Source organism: Mangrovimonas sp. YM274, assembly GCF_030908385.1.
Classification (GTDB): Bacteria; Bacteroidota; Bacteroidia; order Flavobacteriales; family Flavobacteriaceae; genus Mangrovimonas_A.
In genome coordinates this window covers 2,306,851-2,324,523 of sequence record NZ_CP133091.1, presented here as the reverse complement: position 1 = coordinate 2,324,523, position 17,673 = coordinate 2,306,851, and the positions used below count along the sequence as shown (strand labels likewise).

The window sequence follows — 17,673 nt, the reverse complement described above, 5'->3', positions numbered from 1 at the left end:
ATTGGAGGAAGCCTTGTTTTATTTGTTGAGTTCTTCTAAAACTTGAGTACTGGAAATTTGAAGGTGCTTTGGCAAAAGGTTGTATTTAGGTAAAACTGCCAAATAACGATCTTCATTGGTGGTATAGACCTGCTTAAAATTGATTTTATTATCCGTGAGCAGTTTTACAATGTCTTTAATAAATTCGTCGTGGTGCACCAAATCTGTACTACCAAGATGAAAAACTCCCGACTTGTTCCTGTTGATAATGTAATGGAGTTGTTGGGTGATTTTAGCATCTGTGGTAACGTTCATGATAATGTTTGGGAACACTTCTACAGCGGTACCTTCTCCAATATGTTGCTTAAGCTCTTTGATTCTAGGGCATTGTGTTCCCAATACCATTGGTAAGCGAGCAATAACGACTTGCTTTTTGGGAAGCCGTAATAGCATGTTCTCAATTTTTATTTTGAAATGCCCATAAATGCTATGGCTAAAGGTTTTGTCCAGTTCGTAACTAGGGAACTTACTATAAGCATCAAACACATTGGCAGACGACAAAAAGATTAGTTTACATTGTTTATGGGATAGTAAATAATCCGAGATATGCTGATGTGCAATAGTTTGGGCATGAAAGTCGCCGCGTAGAGAAGAAATGATAATCGTTGGCTTAACAGCCTCAATGATTTCTATAACGTCATCTTCTTCTACATTGTAAGGAAAAAAATGAGCGTTGTTTTCAAAGTCTTTTTTAGGAATTCGGTAGGTGCCAAAGGTTTTAAAATAGGAGCAAAGCTCTTTATAAAGGGCATTGCCCAAAAAGCCGCTTGCTCCTAAAATTAAAATCCTATGTTTATTTGTGGCCTCCTGCATTAATTTCCGTCTTTTCCCAATAGTTTGCTAGCCTTTATAAAAGGGCAATTTAACCACCGTTGCAGGAATGGCATTTTTTCTAATTTGAATGTGGATTTTATTGTCTACTCCAGCAAGGGCAGTAGGAACGTAACCCAATCCAATACCTTTTCCTAATGAAGGAGACATGGTTCCAGAAGTAACTTGACCAATCACATTGCCTTCAGCGTCAACAATATCGTAACCTTGTCTTGGAATACCACGCTCGTCAAGTTCAAAGGCAACCAATTTACGTTGTACACCTTCTTCTTTTTGTTGTTTTAAAGCTTCGCTATTGGTGAAGTCTTTAGTGAATTTGGTAATCCATCCCAAACCTGCTTCAAGAGGAGAGGTTGTGTCATTGATATCGTTACCGTATAAACAGTATCCCATTTCTAAACGCAAAGTGTCGCGAGCAGCCAAACCAATTGGTTTGATACCATAGTCGGCACCAGCTTCAAACACCTTGTCCCAAACTTGTTGAGCCTGGTCGTTTTTGCAGTAAATTTCAAAACCACCACTTCCAGTATAGCCAGTCGCAGAAATGATGATGTTGTCAAGCCCAGCAAAGTCACCTACAACAAAATTGTAGAATTTGATTGCGGATAGATCATGGCTTGTAAGTGATTGCATAGCTTCTACGGCTTTGGGACCTTGTATAGCCAATAACGAATAATCGTCACTTAAATTGCGCATCTCTGCACCAACATCATTCTTGGAAGAAATCCAGTTCCAATCCTTTTCAATGTTACTAGCATTTACCACCAAAAGATAGGTTTCTTCCTTAAGTTGGTAGATAATTAAATCGTCAACAATACCACCATCGTCATTTGGCATGCAACTGTATTGTGCCTTTCCGATTGCTAATTTGGAAGCATCGTTGCTGCTTACTTTTTGTATCAATTCCAAAGCGTGAGGCCCTTCAATCAAGAATTCGCCCATATGGCTTACATCAAAAACACCAACGGCTTTTCTAACGGTTTCATGTTCTATATTAACACCCTCATATTGTACGGGCATATTAAATCCTGCAAACGGAACCATTTTGGCGCCAAGTGCTTCATGAGTGGCTGTTAAGGCTGTATTTTTCATTTCTAAATTATATTGAATGTTGCGCAAAAGTAGAGAATTTTATCTGGTTTTGAAGAAAGGGCATCCCATAAAATGGGTTTAAAACTATGTTAAACAGAAAAGCATTGGGCTGTACATTTAAGAATGTTCTTATTTTTACACGCTAACAAATTTATAGTATATGAAATCTCTCGTTTTTATGGTGTTAAGTAGTCTGTTTTGTATAACGGTACAGGCTCAAAAAGATGTTCCACAAGATTATTTGTCGGCTGAATTCCACAAAGAAAGAAGAGAGGCTTTGCGTGAGTCTATGCCAGAACACAGTGTGGCTGTATTTTTTGCCAATGCGGTTAGAAATCGTGCCAATGATGTGGATTACGTATACCACCAAGATCCGGATTTTTATTATCTGACAGGCTATAAGGAACCACATGCCGTTTTGGTAATTTTTTCTGAAATGCAAACGGATGCTGAGGGGAATTCTTATAATGAAATTATTTATGTGCAGGAGCGTAATGCTAAGGCAGAACAATGGACAGGCTATCGTTTGGGAGTAGAAGGCGCAAAGAAACAGTTGGAATTTGAAACAGCTCTTAACGGGAAAGAATTTTTGGATTCAGGAATTGACTATGCTGGTTTTGATAGTGTTTTATTCAAACCATTCCAGGATGATTATAGAGATTCCAAAGGAGATAAAGCCGATTTGTTTGATTTGATCAAATCCTTTAAAAGCCAAGTACAATGGCAAACGAATTACAGCATTTCCCATACAGGTGAAAATCCAGAACTTCCTGATGAAGCTATCTTAAAAAATACGAACGTAAAAACAGATACTAAAACCTTGTCCAATTTAATGGCAGGGTTGCGTCAGATTAAAACAGAAGAAGAATTGGTATTGCTGACCAAAGCCATCCGAATTTCTGCCATGGGGCAACGAGAAATTATGAAGGCAATGCACCCTGGAATGTCCGAAACTGAAATTCAGGGAGTTCATGAGTATATTTACAAACGATATGGCAGCGAGTATGAGGGCTACCCGAGTATTGTAGGCGCCGGGCATAACGGTTGTGTGCTGCACTATATTGAGAATTCCAAAACCAAAGTTGGAAACGATTTGGTGTTGATGGATTTGGGGGCGGAGTATCATGGGTATTCAGCCGATGTGACTAGAACCATTCCTGCCAATGGAAAATTTACGAAAGAACAAAAAGCAATTTATGATTTGGTATACAAGGCTCAGGAGGCCGGTATTGCAGCTTCCAAAGTAGGTAGTGCCTATAAAGCTCCAGACAAGGCCGCTCGAGAGGTGGTTTACGAAGGACTTATGAAATTAGGCATCACAAAATCATTGGAGGAAGGCAGACAATATTTCCCTCACGGAACGTCTCATTATTTAGGATTGGATGTTCATGACGCGGGACTTAGAGGCGATTTGGAAGCTAATATGGTGATTACAGTGGAACCCGGCATCTATATTCAGGAGGGTAGTCCTTGCGATAAAAAATGGTGGGGCATTGCGGTGCGAATCGAGGACGATATTCTAATTACCCAAAACGGTCCGGTAAACCTTTCAGCGGAAGCCCCAAGAACCTCTGAGGGGATTGAATCTTTGATGAAAGAAGAGAGTCCTTTTGGGACGTTTGAGGTTCCTAGTTTGAACTAAGGACTTTTAAAAACACAACATATTTTAAGTTTATTGGGCAATGCTATAAGGGAATGTGATTTTTTATAAAATCTTCCACAGCATTGCCCTTTTTAGTACCTTCGCGCCTTTAAAAATGAAACCATGATCTCGATAGATAATTTAGCAGTAGAATTTAACGGAACAACTTTATTTAAAGATGTTTCCTTTGTGATTAATCCAACCGATAAGATTGCCTTAATGGGAAAAAACGGTGCGGGAAAATCTACCATGATGAAAATTATCGCTGGAGCACAAAAAGCTACCAGAGGTCATGTGAGAAGCCCTAAAGATGCCGTGATTGCATACTTGCCACAGCATTTGTTGACGGAAGATAATTGCACGGTGTTTGAAGAGGCTGCCAAAGCCTTTAAACATGTGTTTGCTATGCGTGATGAAATGGATGCCCTGAACAAGGAATTGGAAACCAGAACCGATTATGAAAGTGAGGCATACATGAAAATAATTGAACGAGTTGCCGATCTTGGAGAGAAGTACTATGCTTTGGAGGAAGTGAACTATGATGCCGAGGTTGAAAAGGCTTTGAAGGGATTGGGGTTTAAGCAGGAAGATTTTAAAAGACAAACAAAGGAGTTTAGTGGTGGATGGCGTATGCGTATTGAGTTGGCCAAAATCTTGCTTCAAAAACCGGATTTGATCCTTTTGGATGAGCCTACCAACCATATCGATATTGAATCGGTGATTTGGTTAGAGGATTTCCTAGTGAATAAAGCCAATGCGGTGTTGGTAATTTCTCACGACAAGGCGTTTATTGATAATATTACCAACAGGACCATTGAGGTAACCATGGGCCGCATTTATGATTATAAAGCCAACTATTCCCATTATTTGCAATTGCGTGAAGAACGCCGTGCTCATCAATTGAAGGCCTATCAAGAACAGCAAAAGTTTATTGCCGATAACATGGCGTTTATTGAGCGTTTCAAGGGGACGTTTTCCAAAACCAATCAAGTAGCTTCGCGAGAACGGATGTTGGAAAAATTGGAAATTATTGAGGTGGATGAAATCGATACCTCAGCATTAAAATTACGTTTCCCGCCAGCACCTCGTTCAGGGGATTATCCTGTAACGGTTCAGGAAGTATCTAAGGCCTATGGAGATAAAGTGGTGTTTCGAAATGCCAGCATGTCTATTTCAAGAGGTGAGAAGGTATGTTTTGTTGGGCGAAATGGAGAAGGAAAGTCGACCATGATCAAGGCTATTTTAAATGAAATTGAGGTTGAAGGAACTTGCCAATTAGGGCATAATGTAAAAGTGGGCTACTTTGCCCAAAATCAAGCGTCATTATTGGATAATGAACTGACCATTTTCCAAACCGTAGATGAAGTGGCACAAGGAGAAATTAGAACCCAAATCAAGAATATATTGGGACGTTTTATGTTCTCTGGAGACGATATCGATAAAAAAGTAGGCGTACTTTCAGGAGGGGAGAAGACACGTTTGGCAATGGTAAAGTTGTTATTGGAACCTGTGAACCTTTTGATTCTGGATGAGCCTACCAATCACTTGGACCTAAAATCTAAAGAGGTGTTGAAAGAGGCTCTTTTAGATTTCGACGGAACAATGATTCTAGTATCCCACGATCGTGATTTCCTTCAAGGCTTGTCACAAAAAGTATTCGAATTTAAGGATCAACGTGTGATTGAGCATTTTGAAACGATCGATGCCTTTTTGGAACGTAATCGCATGGAGCGAATTGCAGACATTCAACTCATGAAATAGTTGTGGAGGCTTTTAAAGAGAAATCGAACTTTTCTATTGTTTTCTTATATAACGCTTACCTTTTTTGAGGTTACGGTTTTCATATCCTTCAAATTGGATTGGAATGGCTATGTCACGTTCCTTCCTAACAACAAAATGTAAGTGAGGACCATTGGTATATCCAGTTAAACCAGAAGTGCCTATTTTTTGTCCAGCTTCTACATACATACCTTCCTGTACCAAAGATCCCTTATAATCTAGGTGGGCGTAATTGGCTATAGTGCCATCTTCATGCAAGATTATAATCTTGTTGGCTGCATTTTTTAATTCAGGGCCTCCTTGTTTGGAAAACCAGTCGATTACTTTTACTACAGTTCCTGAACGAGCTGCGTAAACAGGTTCTCCAATATTTAGTTGGAAGTCTATAGCATATCTTGAAGCTATATGGTTGTGGGATGTTTTTCCATTAAAACCTTGGCTTACCTCATAAGCTTTACCTTTACTGAAAGGTAACGTGTAGGGATGGTTTAAATTGGGTTTAATGATGTCTGGATGCCCAAAATAGTATCCAATTTTCAAACTGTCTGAAATTTTTTGTTTTACCGAGTTTAAGTCATTTCCTTTTAATTTTAAAATAGCAACACTGTCAAAAGGTTGAAGCAACAGTGAATACAGTTCTTTTTCGGTTTGTCTGTCGCTAATAATGATTTCGATGGGCGCATAGGATTTGCTTTGAGCCTTTAGATGGAAAGTATCTTTTTTAGTTATCCACTTAAAATGGAAGTCATCCAAATAGGAGCTAGGTGCATCTTTTTGCTTTGTTTGGCACAATATACCGGAAGTAGAAATTAGAAACGCTATTAGAGGGAATACAATGAATTTCAAAATAGTTACGGATTGTTATGCTTCATTCAGATTTCTAATTACTCTTGCAGGATTGCCAACCGCCAAAACATCTGCTGGAATATCTTTAGTGACTACGGAACCAGCACCTATAACACTTCGGTCTCCAATGGTTACGCCCGGACAAATGGTGGCGTGCCCTCCAATCCAACATTCCTCACCAATGGTTACGGGTTTACAGTCTTCCCAAACTCGACGGTCTTCAATATTTAGAGGATGTTGTGCCGTGTAAATGTGTACACCAGGTGCAATCAAGGTTTTTCTACCAATGGTTACTTTGGCGCCATCAAGGATGACGGCTCCAAAATTCACAAATACACCTTCTCCAGCAAAGATGTGTTCACCATAATCACAATAGAAAGGCGGTTCTAGATGAATGTCTTTTGCGGAGTTAGGACAAAGTTCATTTATGGTCTCCTGAAATTTATCGGTGTAGTATTCGGTGACATTTAGTTTGTGAAGAATGCGCTTGACTTTGGTTCTTAAGTCTATCATTTCTTTACAATGCGCATCATAAGGCTCTCCAGCTATCATTTTTTCTCTTTCGGTTTTCATATGGAGTTTAATTGCTTCAGTGAAATTAATAAAAACTATTGATTGAATTTAAATTGTAGGGATTTGTTCATTGGAAAGTCATCGCATTTCAATGTTTTTTAATGTCAACAATAGCTCCCAGACAATTCGCATTTGCAAATAAAGACAAGGATGTTGGAATTGGATCTTTAAAACAAAATAGATGCCCTTTTTGCAAGTTCACCTGCTGGTCTTCAAAGAAAATACTTAAAGAACCGGTATAGAGATACAAACCGAAAAACGATGTTGACTTATCTATTTCAAAACTTGTACGTTTATAGAGTTTTAAGTCCAGAGCAGACAGTTTTCCTTTGATGTCTTTGGAGGTCATTAGGTTGAAATCTGTACAAGTCCCTTTGGAAGTAGTTGTCCAATCACCATCAAAGCAATCAATCTCTCCTGCATTAAGCGTAGCGTTATGATGATTTTGATGCTTTAAGGTAATATTGCCTTCCAAAACCATCAATTGACGTGAGATTCCCGGCAGTTTGGTAAATTTTGAAGTTTCAATGTCTACTGTAGCTGTGCTTAATCTGAAATCAAAATTCAATGCTTTATAGGAAGCTTCAGAGGGAAAAATGCACAGTTCAGTAGTGGTGCCTCCACTCCAAGATTTTGGTTTAAAGTCGTCGGGGGTGTAAATGCTGTAATTCACTGTTTATTAATTTAGAGGATTCTTGGTGCTGTCTATTTGCGATAGTCTAAGGCTGGTTGCCTGTTTCCCAATAGTGCTTCATATTTATAATCTGTTCCGCGCCTTTGGTTAAACTCTGTGCGGATGTCTTTCAATAATTCTGGAGAAGTGTATAAATCTATGGCAGACAATGCCAATGTTTTGGCGGCTACCATCATACCTTTAAAGCCAATACTGCTGCCACCTGCTGCAACGGCCTGCCAACTATGTGCTGGCGTTCCGGGTACCCAGGTTGCCGTTCTAATTTGGCTTAGTGGCACAGCCCAACTAACGTCAGCGGTATCGGCAGAAGCTTTTCCATAGGTAAAGGCCATTGGTTGGATGATTTCTGCCTTATCCAAAGGCTCTGGCTTGGAGAGTGTTTTTTGAATGGCTTTGGCAAAATCCAGTTCGTTTTGTGTGTAGTGGACGCCTCCAACCAAGGTCAAGTTGTCATGCATTATTTGGGCTAAGGCCTCATTGGGGAGTTTGTCATAGGTTCCCCCAATAATTTCGTAATTCATGGTTGTTTCTGTGCCCAAAGCGGCACCTTCGGCGGCTTTTACAATTCTGTTCCAAACATTTTTGACTTCGTCTCTATTGGCATGTCGCACCACATAATAAACTTCGGCTTCGGCAGGGACAATGTTGGGAGCATCTCCTCCTTTGGTAATTACATAATGAATGCGCGTGGATTCTGTGGTATGTTCGCGTAACAAATTTACCATCATGTTCATACTTTCCACGGCATCTAATGCCGACCTTCCCATTTCGGGGGCAGCGGCAGCATGAGCAGATGTTCCTTTAAATCTGAATTTTCCAGAAATGGTTGCCAAATTGGTGCTAGGGTTGGAATTGTTTTCATTCCAAGGGTGCCAGGTCAATACCGCATCTACATCATTAAAAAGGCCAGCTCTCACCATATACACTTTTCCGGAGCCACCTTCCTCCGCAGGAGTACCATAGTAACGAATAGTGCCAGAAGTATTGGTGGTTTGCAGCCAGTCCTTAACAGCTATGGCCGCCGCAAGAGCTCCAGCTCCAAATAAATGATGTCCACAAGCTTGCCCTGGGGCCCCTTCAATTCTAGGTTGTTGATAGGGGACTGCTTCCTGAGACATTCCCGGAAGGGCATCAAACTCTCCTAAAACGGCAATTACAGGACTTCCTGATCCATAAGAAGCCACAAAAGCAGTAGGAATATTAGCGACTCCTTTTTCAATGGAAAACCCTGCTTTGTTGAGTTCGTTTTGAAGAAGTGTTGCACTGCGTTCTTCCAAATAGCTCAATTCCGGTTCTTCCCAAAGTTGTTTGGCTATCCCAGAGTAGTAGTCTTGTTTGGCGTCCATGTTTGTAATCACAGCTTGTTTTGTGATTTGAGCAGTACCTGTAATATGAATGAAGCAGAGGAATAAGAGAAAACGTAAGCTTGTTTTCATTGTATTTATGATGTTTGAATTAGCCTAAATCTAAGATAGTGAAAACGAACGAGTTTGTTTTATGATGTTCCGTATTTATATTAATTGAAATTCAATATATATGGATAAAAATAAAGGCGCCAATAGGCGCCCTTTAAAAATAAGTTTTAAAATGAGTATTAACGTTTTCCGTTTTTAATGAGTTTCTTGATTTTTTTGGAGGGTTTCATATTGTTCTCCTCGTTAGCGCAATAGTCAACCAAGATGTTTTCTACTTGTTGATATACTTGGTCAGGAGAAAGCGTTGTTCCTTTGTGCTCCAAAACGACCTTGGTCATAGCAGCCATATATAATCCAAAAAGGGCGTCATTACCTTTGGTAAGCTCTAGTACATTTTCATCTAAAACAAAATCATAATTTGGAGTTCCGGTCATCCATTTTGTAATGAATTGTATAGAGATTTTTCTATTCATTTCATTTTGATTAGCAGGATTGTTAAATAGATAATTGGCGCAAAGCAGGACATTGTCTTCTTGAGGTTGGTAGCTTTCAGCGGTTTTGAACTCGTAGTTATTTAATTTTGAAAAATCTTGGGCCTTTGCGAAAGGACATGCCAATACCAAAGCCATTAAAAGAAGTAGTTTCTTCATGAAAAAAATGTTAGGTTAGTTAATTTGTTTGGTTAAATATATAGAATATTATTGTATTTCAAATCTTACATTTATCTCATAACGTAATTTTATTTTTTTCTCGTTTTCCACTAGACTGTTTTCTGGAGAGCTCATCATAACATTACTTTTAGCCATAGCAGGTTGCCAAAAGTAGTTGTCTGAATTTATCTCAGTAATAGAAATTACATTGCCTAGAGTTTCGTCTAAAGCTTGAAGTAGATATGAAGCCTTGTCTTTTGCAGCTAATAGAGCTTTTGTTTTAACTTCTCTCCTGTAATTTGAGAGGTTGTTGTTTTTCAATTCTCCAATACGCATGTAATCTATTCCTTTGGAGTCCAATTGAGAAATTAAGGTGTTTATTGTATTAAAGTTTACTAGTTTTATTTCAATCTGCTTACCTATTAAAAACTCTTTCCCACGATGTCTCCAAGAATTCCCTACTTCTGTGGCTTTGATATTTTCTTTGGAAATTCCCATGCTTGTCAAATCCTTTATTAATTGACTTTCTATTTCATTCATGGGGACTTTTGTTTGGTAATCTTCAAATTCTTTTTTAGGTTCAAATTCTTCTTTCCAATATTCTTGGATTCCAATAATAAAGGTAAATTCATCAGGGTCTATTAACATTTCAGCACTTCCAGTAACTTCTATAAATCTTTGTTGGATGTTTTGAGCTTGTAGAGTGAAAACACAAAAAAGTAATAAGGCGTAAAAGGTAATTGATTTCATATACGTTGTTTTTCTAAAGATATATGGTTATGAAATATAATTTAACTTAAAATGAGTGAAATAGGAGTCTTGTTGAGTAAAATACCCCCAACCAAAGTTGAGGGTATATTACTGTAACAATGACAAGGAAAAATTACTTCTTATAAACAGTATTCCCTTCTTTAATAGTTTCTAGAACGGTGATATCCTTAATGCTCATAGGGTCAATTTTTAAAGGGTTTTGGTCCAAAATTACCAAGTCAGCTAATTTTCCTGCTTTTAAAGTGCCTTTAGTGTTTTCCTCAAAATATTGGTGGGCGGCCCATTTGGTAAGGGAGCATAAACCAATGTATGGACTTACTCTTTCATGTGGTCCAATAATGTCTCCAGATCTGCTCACTCTATTTACCGTAGTATGTAAAATCATAATACTGCTAGGTAAAGCCACAGGGGCATCGTGGTGCTCGGTGAAAATCATGCCTTTTTTCAAGGCTGTTGCCGTTGGGGATATTTTATAGGCACGTTCTTTTCCTAGGGTCTCATCTCGGTGCCAATCGCCCCAATAATAGGTGTGCATACTAAAAAAGGAGGGGTACATACCTAAATCTTTCATCTTATCCAATTGGTCAAACCGAACGGTTTGCGAATGTATCATTACAGGTCGTCTGTCTTCTTTTCCATACGTTTCCGTAGCTTTTGTAACAGCTTTTATCAATTGGTCACCCGCAGCATCACCGTTGCAGTGTGTTAAAATTTGCCAATTGTGGGCGTAGGCTGAATCTATAAATCTAGTAACTTCCGTATCTTCTTTTATAGCAGGGTATCCTTTATAATCCTTAGATTTTCCAGTAGGCGGTACCACATAAGGTTGGGTTAACCATGCGGTTTTCCCCTGAGGAGAACCATCCAAGGATAGTTTTACACCCGCTATTCTGTAATGATTAGTATAGTTGTCACTAGCGCCATTAGCCAACATATAATCCATTTGAGATTGTATATCTGGATAAGCTGCTACATCTACAGGGAGTTCATTCCTGCTGGCCAAGGTTTTCCAAGTTTCACAATTGTCTGATGTTGCTCTTCCTTCTTGGACGGTGGTGTAACCAAACTTGAGGTAAGCGTCAATTCCTGCTTTGGCGATAAGTTCATTGGCTTTAGTGTCTAAAGTGGACATGAACTTTATTAGAGGAATAAAACTGGCCATTTCTTCCAATACGCCATTTGGAATATCGGTGCCTTCCTCTCTGCGGATAGAACCTCCCGCTGGATCTTGGACACCTTCAGTATAACCTGCTGCTTCCAAACCTTTATGGTTGGTAGAGGCTAAATGGCCTGATTGGTGAATGATAAAAACAGGTACTTCCGTGGAAACTTTATCTAAATCATCAGCTGTTGGATGCCTTTTTTCCTTTAATTGAGAGTCATCATATCCAAACCCTACAATAGCACCATATTTTGAAATGGCGTCAGTGTTGTTTGCTTTCCAATCATTGAGTAAACGTATGATATCGTCGATGCTTTTGCCCTCACCGTCTGGTGCCGGTAATAAATTGGCAGATACGGCTTGAAATCCGGCATTCCAAGCATGACCATGACCATCCATAAACCCAGGAAGTAAGGTATGTCCATTAAGGTTGATCATTTTATGGCCTGGTCCAGCTACAGTCATAGCCTCATCGCTTTTACCCGTAAAGGCAATTTTTCCATCTTTTACAACAATAGCTTCCACATATTCAGGTGTATCTCCTTCCATGGTAATAATATCCCCGTTGTAATAAACCTTAGCATTGGAGGTTTCTAAAGGGGTAGAAGTGTCTGTTTTGGGGGCCTTGGGAGTTTCTTTACAAGATGTTGTTAATACAATTCCTGTTAACAACAAAAACAGCATCTTAAGTTTCATTGATTTTTAGTTTTAATTTTAATTATGGTAGACCCTATACCTAATGATTTGTAGGTAAAGGCAATACCTTGTACTAAGATACTCAAATCGGTGTTCTTTAACAAGTTGTAAGTTAGGGAGTTGGTTTTATTTTGTCGATGATATTTTTAGATCGAATTGTATTTAATTGGTTAGTGGTCTCATCAAAATGAGTATCTTTAAACTTATTGAAAAATTCCCTTGGATATGAGGGATATCATCTAGTGCCACCTTTTAATTTTAGAACTTTGTAGAAACATTAGCCATGGGGACTAAAGACCTGCAAGCAATGATTCAAGAATTGGATGCAATCCTTGAAAAAATGCACCTTGACGGACAAACTTTTTTGGAAAGATTGGAGGAGATACATTCCAATCATCAAAAAAGTGCCTTGAATTTAGTCAATTATCTTTCTTTAAGATCTTTTGATTTACGGAATCTGCAATACGCCTTGGGCGTGTTAGGGATGTCGCGTTTGGCAAGGGCAGAAGCCCATACAGAGGCCAGTGTAAAAATCACCCGTTTTTATTTGTCTAAATTATTGGATGCCCCTAGTAAATGGCCAGAGAAATACACGGTTTCAATTGAAGAAAGCGACAAGATTCTAGCAAAAAACACTGAACTTTTATTTGGGGAGCCTCCTCGAAACAGAAAGCAACGTATAATGGTTACCATGCCTGGATTTACTGCTAATGATCCTGAATTTGTCAAGCAGATGATTGAAAAAGGTATGAAGATTGCCAGAATTAATTGTGCCCATGATTCACAGAACGATTGGCTGCATATCATAGAACATATTAAAGCAGCTGATATCGAGTTGGGCAAACGCACCATTATAGCTATGGATATAGGCGGACCAAAAATCCGTACGGGTGAAATGGAAAAGGCCATTGTTTTAAAGGAAGGCGATACGTTGCTGTTGTCCAAAACCCCAATGATGGCCAAAAAAAATAAAAAGGGAAAAGAGCCTTGTATGGTATCCTGTACCTTGCCAGAGGTGTTTTCATATATAAAAGAAGGTGATAGGGTTTATTTTGATGATGGTGCAATAAAAGGAACTGTTTCAAAATTAATTAAAGAAGGCGCTGAAATTAAAATTGTAAGGGCCAGCGAAAAAGGTTCGAAGTTAAAACCGGATAAAGGCATTAATTTTCCGGATTCCAATTTGAATATTCGTGGCTTAACCCATACCGATAAAGAGAATTTAAAGTTTATTGCCCAATATGCCGATATAGTAAATTTTTCATTTGTCAACACCGTTGAGGATGTTAAGGAAATGCACCACTATTTGGAAGAATTAGGGGTTTTAGAAACTCTTGGTATTATATATAAAATAGAAACTCAGGGAGCCTACAACCAGCTAAGTGCTATTCTTTTGGAAGCCATGAAAGCTCCTAAAGTAGGGGTGATGATTGCTCGAGGTGATTTAGCTATTGAAACTAGTTGGGAAAACATGGGGTATATTCAAAAGGAGATGTTGGCTCTTTGCAATGCTTGTCATATCCCTATAGTTTGGGCCACACAGGTACTTGAGAATTTGGCTAAAAAAGGCTTGCCCAGCCGTTCCGAAATTACCGATGCCGTTACCGCAACAAAAGCAGAATGTATCATGTTGAACAAAGGCCCGCACATATTACGAGCCATTGATATGTTGGATCAAATTATTCAGCATATGGAACCTTATCAAGATAAAAATGCACCTCTGTTACCTAAGCTAAGGAAATTGAAATAATAACTGACACTTTTAAAGCATTCTAAAATCGAACACCATTATTGGTTGGGAACGCTTTCTGTTTAAATGGTCATCTTTCCGATAATACTGGTTCTTTTGGCATGGTTTCAAATAATTCAACTTGATACCCTAAGAGGTTCTTTTTAAGTAAAAAATAACCTTTTGACAATAAATACACATAGTTGTTTAACGCTGAAAAGAGCATTTCTAAGTTGCTTTCAAAATAATTTTCATTGCCAAAATATTTCCATTCTTTGGAAAGGTATAAATCAAAATTCTCTCTCATTTCAAGTGTTATAGAGCTTTCATAGGTGGGATCTTGTAACATCTCCTTTATGGCTCGTTTTAGCTTTGATTCCAAACCAGCTATACTTATAAAATTAGCTCTAATTTGATCAAAAGAGGTGGTAACACTTAAAAACTGTAGTTCGGTTGAAAGTTTATTGTAGATGTCAAGTTTTTCTTCATAGGCTTTATCAAATTCAAAGAAATGCCTGTACAATGTTTCCAACTTTGTAAGATGGCTTTCGGTTTGAGCATTTCTTTTGAAGAATTTGAAAACCGCAATGTCATTGGTTGTAATTATCTTGTTTATTTCTTCTAATTCAAGACGAAGTTTTCGTAAAAGGGCATTAGTCTCTTTTCTTTTATATTTTTTACCGTCGTAGTCGAAGGTCTTTATTTTGACTGTTTTATTTGAAACGTGTTCTAGGGTTTCAATGTCGTTTTGTAAACCTATAGAAGTATAGACTAAATCGATCATCTCTTGGGAGAAGAGTTCTTCTATGTTTACAGCTCTTCCGTCGGAATCAATTTTATTTATGTCAAAAAACAAAGGGTTTTTATTGTCATAATAACCTTGGTATATTTTTGAAAATGAATTGTCTACAAATTCTTTGCAAAAGAGGGATTCAAATTTGTCAAATGGCAAAGGGGATACTTCTTCTTTGTACTCTATATCCTTAAAAATTAATTGAGTAATTTGTTGTTGGAGCGCTTCAATGTTATGAAATATGACGTTAGCCGGAATGTGTTCTGCTCGCTCAGTAGTGATTCGGGTTTCCTCTAATTTTTTTATTCTTTCTTCGGTGCTGGGGTGTGATGCCCATTGGTCTTTTATTACCAATTTTGATTTGTTAAACTTGTTTAACTCCCCTAAGGAAACATCCGGTAGCCCCTCAACAATTGGGATGCTGGCATCTTTTGCAAAAAAGTTCATTATAAACAAATGCTCTTTATAAATATTCTCACTACTAATATTTTCGGATATTTTTTCTTGATAGAAGGAGAGAACGTTATTGAAAGCATGGTCTGCTAGAGACATTCTTAATAGCGATGTTTTTAAAGGTTCTATACCCGTAACATTAGCAGCAATTTCATCAGCATGGAATTCCATTTCTCTTGAAAGGGCCAAATAACTTTTATTGACAACTTCGTATAGTTTTCTTAAAACCCATTGAATACCGCTAATAATGTTCATGGCCAAAATTGCAAAAATGGCTATGTAGCCACTTATATTAGCCCAACTTTGAACGCCTTTTTCATAGGAATCATTATCATAAAGCATATTGAAAATGACCTGGTTTACATTATAAACATAACTGCCAACTTTCATGGTTCGTTGTGAAAAATGACCAAATTCATGAGATAAAATAGCTTTTAGTTCCTCCTTGGATACGGTATTGACTAGCCCCATACCAATTAATAGGTTCTTTTTAATAGGAAACAGCATGCTCCAAAAGTTGGAATCGTAAAAAACGGCGGCATTCACATCATGAGACATGTAAACCTTTTTAGGGAAATTGGTGCCCACCTCATCTACAATTTCTTGAATCATGGAGAATAAGGTAGGTTGTTCCTCCTTGGTTATTTCAATTAGGTGAGAGCGATCGACTTTATGAGATTTGAATATAAATTTTATAAGAAAGGAAAGAATAAGAATTCCTAAACTTGCCAATCCTACACCCAAGGCCAATGTAATGAACCTAGGCACTGAAATGATGAGCATGATCCCAGCATATACACATAACGCAGTTAATGCACAAGCCAAGGCTAGAAGTAATATATAAGTAATTGTAAAAAAGCAAATTACTATTATGGATTTAGTAGTCTGAGTTTTGAATTCAGGAGATAGTTTGATTTGGTCGGTTTTCATAAAAAGAAGTTGGTTAGTTAATAATATGATTGGGTCATATATATCAAATATAAAAGTTTGATTGAAAAATTGTGAGAATATTCTTTTGATTTTGTTAAAAGATATCGACACTTTTTAAACAAACAGCTTCTTTCTTGAAGATTATAAATGAAAATATCTAGTAGTTAAAAGTTTACAAGTGACATGGTGTTGTTAACGGTTGATAGGCATGAAAACTTTCGAAACGACATTTTTTTGATGCTAAAACTATGTTTTTATGTACATGCCTTTAGTAATGGGTAGGGTGTCTTGAAAACCAAATTTTTTGTATAAGGCAGGAGCATCCCTATCGGTAAGAAGACTTACGGAACAAGATGAAGGTAAATTTTTATTGATATACTTGGAAATGCTACTCATGATGGCTTTGCCATATCCTTTGCCCTGATGCTCTGGCAAAACACAAACATCCACGACTTGGCAAAAGCAGCCACCGTCCCCCACAAGGCGCCCCATACCTATAATGGTGCTGTCCAATTCAATTACAACAGAATACAAAGAATTTTTAAGACCAATGTTACAGGCCTCTTCTGTTTTGTCAGAGAGTCCACAACGGTTTCTCAGTTTTTGATAAATATCAATAGGGATAGGGGCCTGTTTGATCGTAAATGGCTTCATGTTTCACTATTAATTTTGTAAGGCAACGGGTAGGAAATGGGCTATGTGTTTCTAATTTAAGAAATAAAAATGGAACAAAAGAGAATTGTTGATAACTGATACCCACTATGCGTGGAAATTCTTGGGCTTAACTGTTAAAAATTAACAATACTGTTTTTCTGTAAAGGCATAGCTGTGATAGACTGTACCTCCGTATTTTTCCTTATTTTTGAAGCCTACTTTTCATACAATTTTATGGATATTCAACCGCTGTTAGAATATATAGGAAAACATGTGAGCTTAACTCCTGAAGAGGAAGCATATTTGGCAGAACATATTACAATTCGTCGCTATCTTAAAGGGCAGTATGCCCTGCAACAAGGAGATGTGTGTAAATACAGTAGCTTTATCTTAAAAGGGTGCACCCGTATGTTTTATGTGGATGATGAAGGGCAAGAACACATTATTATGTTGTGTGTTGAGGATTGGTGGAGTTCGGATATCGGAAGTTTTATTAGTCAAGAGCCGGCCCAATTCAATATACAGTGTTTGGAAGATACTACTTTTGCCCAGTTTCATGTAGATACCATAGAAGAGGTGTATGCCGCAGTACCCAAACTGGAACGCTTTTTTAGAAAGATTTTGGAACGTGGTTTAGCAGCTTCCCAAAAGCGGATCATTCGTAATTTTAGTATGCCAGCTAAAGAACGTTATCTGTATTTTAAAGAAACGTATCCCTTAATAGAACAACGTATCCCTCAATATATGATTGCTTCCTATTTAGGTATTACAAAGGAATTCCTCAGCAAAATCAAGCGTCAATTGGCCACCGATGCCTAAAAGTTAATCTAGATTAACTTCTTTTTGTAATCTATGCTATTTTATTTGTAGCAGTCCTGCTGCAATTTTGTACTGTAATTATTTAACAATAAAAATCAGATACAA

15 protein-coding genes are annotated in these 17,673 nt (G+C 37.9%); 4 read left to right on the top strand and 11 right to left on the bottom strand.

Annotated features, from left to right (window positions below):
* Positions 1-18 precede the first annotated feature (18 nt).
* Positions 19-852 (bottom strand): sugar nucleotide-binding protein, encoded by an 834-nt coding sequence (locus tag RBH95_RS09985; protein WP_307899447.1) that lies wholly within the window; start codon positions 850-852, stop codon positions 19-21.
* Between the two features lie 27 nt (positions 853-879).
* A complete protein-coding gene (gene gcvT, locus RBH95_RS09980) occupies positions 880-1,962 on the bottom strand; it encodes a glycine cleavage system aminomethyltransferase GcvT (RefSeq protein WP_307899446.1) in 1,083 nt (360 codons plus the stop codon).
* Between the two features lie 160 nt (positions 1,963-2,122).
* Here gcvT and RBH95_RS09975 point away from each other — a divergent pair, with 160 nt between their 5' ends.
* Both RBH95_RS09975 and RBH95_RS09970 read left to right on the top strand, forming a co-directional pair.
* Positions 2,123-3,604 carry an aminopeptidase P N-terminal domain-containing protein gene (locus tag RBH95_RS09975; RefSeq protein WP_307899444.1) on the top strand — a complete coding sequence of 494 codons (1,482 nt, stop codon included), beginning with the start codon at positions 2,123-2,125 and terminating at the stop codon, positions 3,602-3,604.
* Positions 3,605-3,727: 123 nt separating this feature from the next.
* Positions 3,728-5,365 (top strand): ABC-F family ATP-binding cassette domain-containing protein, encoded by a 1,638-nt coding sequence (locus tag RBH95_RS09970; protein ID WP_307899443.1) that lies wholly within the window; start codon positions 3,728-3,730, stop codon positions 5,363-5,365.
* A 33-nt stretch (positions 5,366-5,398) separates the two neighbouring features.
* On the opposite strand, the gene RBH95_RS09965 is transcribed toward RBH95_RS09970, so the two are convergent.
* From RBH95_RS09965 to RBH95_RS09935, 7 genes are all read right to left on the bottom strand, one after another.
* Positions 5,399-6,229 (bottom strand): M23 family metallopeptidase, encoded by an 831-nt coding sequence (locus RBH95_RS09965; RefSeq protein ID WP_307899442.1) that lies wholly within the window; start codon positions 6,227-6,229, stop codon positions 5,399-5,401.
* A gap of 15 nt (positions 6,230-6,244) precedes the next feature.
* Positions 6,245-6,802: a sugar O-acetyltransferase gene (locus RBH95_RS09960; protein WP_307899441.1), complete on the bottom strand. Its 558-nt coding sequence runs from the start codon at positions 6,800-6,802 to the stop codon at positions 6,245-6,247.
* A gap of 88 nt (positions 6,803-6,890) precedes the next feature.
* On the bottom strand, positions 6,891-7,475 hold the full coding sequence (locus RBH95_RS09955; RefSeq protein WP_307899440.1) for a HutD family protein: 585 nt from the start codon (positions 7,473-7,475) through the stop codon (positions 6,891-6,893).
* A 32-nt stretch (positions 7,476-7,507) separates the two neighbouring features.
* On the bottom strand, positions 7,508-8,932 hold the full coding sequence (locus RBH95_RS09950; RefSeq protein ID WP_307899439.1) for an amidohydrolase: 1,425 nt from the start codon (positions 8,930-8,932) through the stop codon (positions 7,508-7,510).
* Between the two features lie 158 nt (positions 8,933-9,090).
* A complete protein-coding gene (locus RBH95_RS09945; RefSeq protein ID WP_307899438.1) occupies positions 9,091-9,561 on the bottom strand; it encodes a hypothetical protein in 471 nt (156 codons plus the stop codon).
* Positions 9,562-9,609: 48 nt separating this feature from the next.
* Complete coding sequence (locus RBH95_RS09940; RefSeq protein ID WP_307899437.1) at positions 9,610-10,311, bottom strand: SIMPL domain-containing protein; 702 nt, start codon at positions 10,309-10,311, stop codon at positions 9,610-9,612.
* Between the two features lie 133 nt (positions 10,312-10,444).
* On the bottom strand, positions 10,445-12,190 hold the full coding sequence (locus tag RBH95_RS09935) for an amidohydrolase (protein WP_307899436.1): 1,746 nt from the start codon (positions 12,188-12,190) through the stop codon (positions 10,445-10,447).
* 283 nt (positions 12,191-12,473) lie between these two features.
* Here RBH95_RS09935 and RBH95_RS09930 point away from each other — a divergent pair, with 283 nt between their 5' ends.
* Entirely contained in the window at positions 12,474-13,940 is a 1,467-nt protein-coding gene (locus RBH95_RS09930; RefSeq protein WP_307899435.1) for a pyruvate kinase, read from the top strand.
* A gap of 70 nt (positions 13,941-14,010) precedes the next feature.
* On the opposite strand, the gene RBH95_RS09925 is transcribed toward RBH95_RS09930, so the two are convergent.
* Both RBH95_RS09925 and RBH95_RS09920 read right to left on the bottom strand, forming a co-directional pair.
* Entirely contained in the window at positions 14,011-16,095 is a 2,085-nt protein-coding gene (locus RBH95_RS09925) for a M48 family metallopeptidase (RefSeq protein WP_307899434.1), read from the bottom strand.
* A gap of 246 nt (positions 16,096-16,341) precedes the next feature.
* Complete coding sequence (locus tag RBH95_RS09920) at positions 16,342-16,749, bottom strand: GNAT family N-acetyltransferase (RefSeq protein WP_307899433.1); 408 nt, start codon at positions 16,747-16,749, stop codon at positions 16,342-16,344.
* A 174-nt stretch (positions 16,750-16,923) separates the two neighbouring features.
* Here RBH95_RS09920 and RBH95_RS09915 point away from each other — a divergent pair, with 174 nt between their 5' ends.
* A complete protein-coding gene (locus tag RBH95_RS09915; RefSeq protein ID WP_307899432.1) occupies positions 16,924-17,568 on the top strand; it encodes a Crp/Fnr family transcriptional regulator in 645 nt (214 codons plus the stop codon).
* Positions 17,569-17,673: the final 105 nt, after the last annotated feature.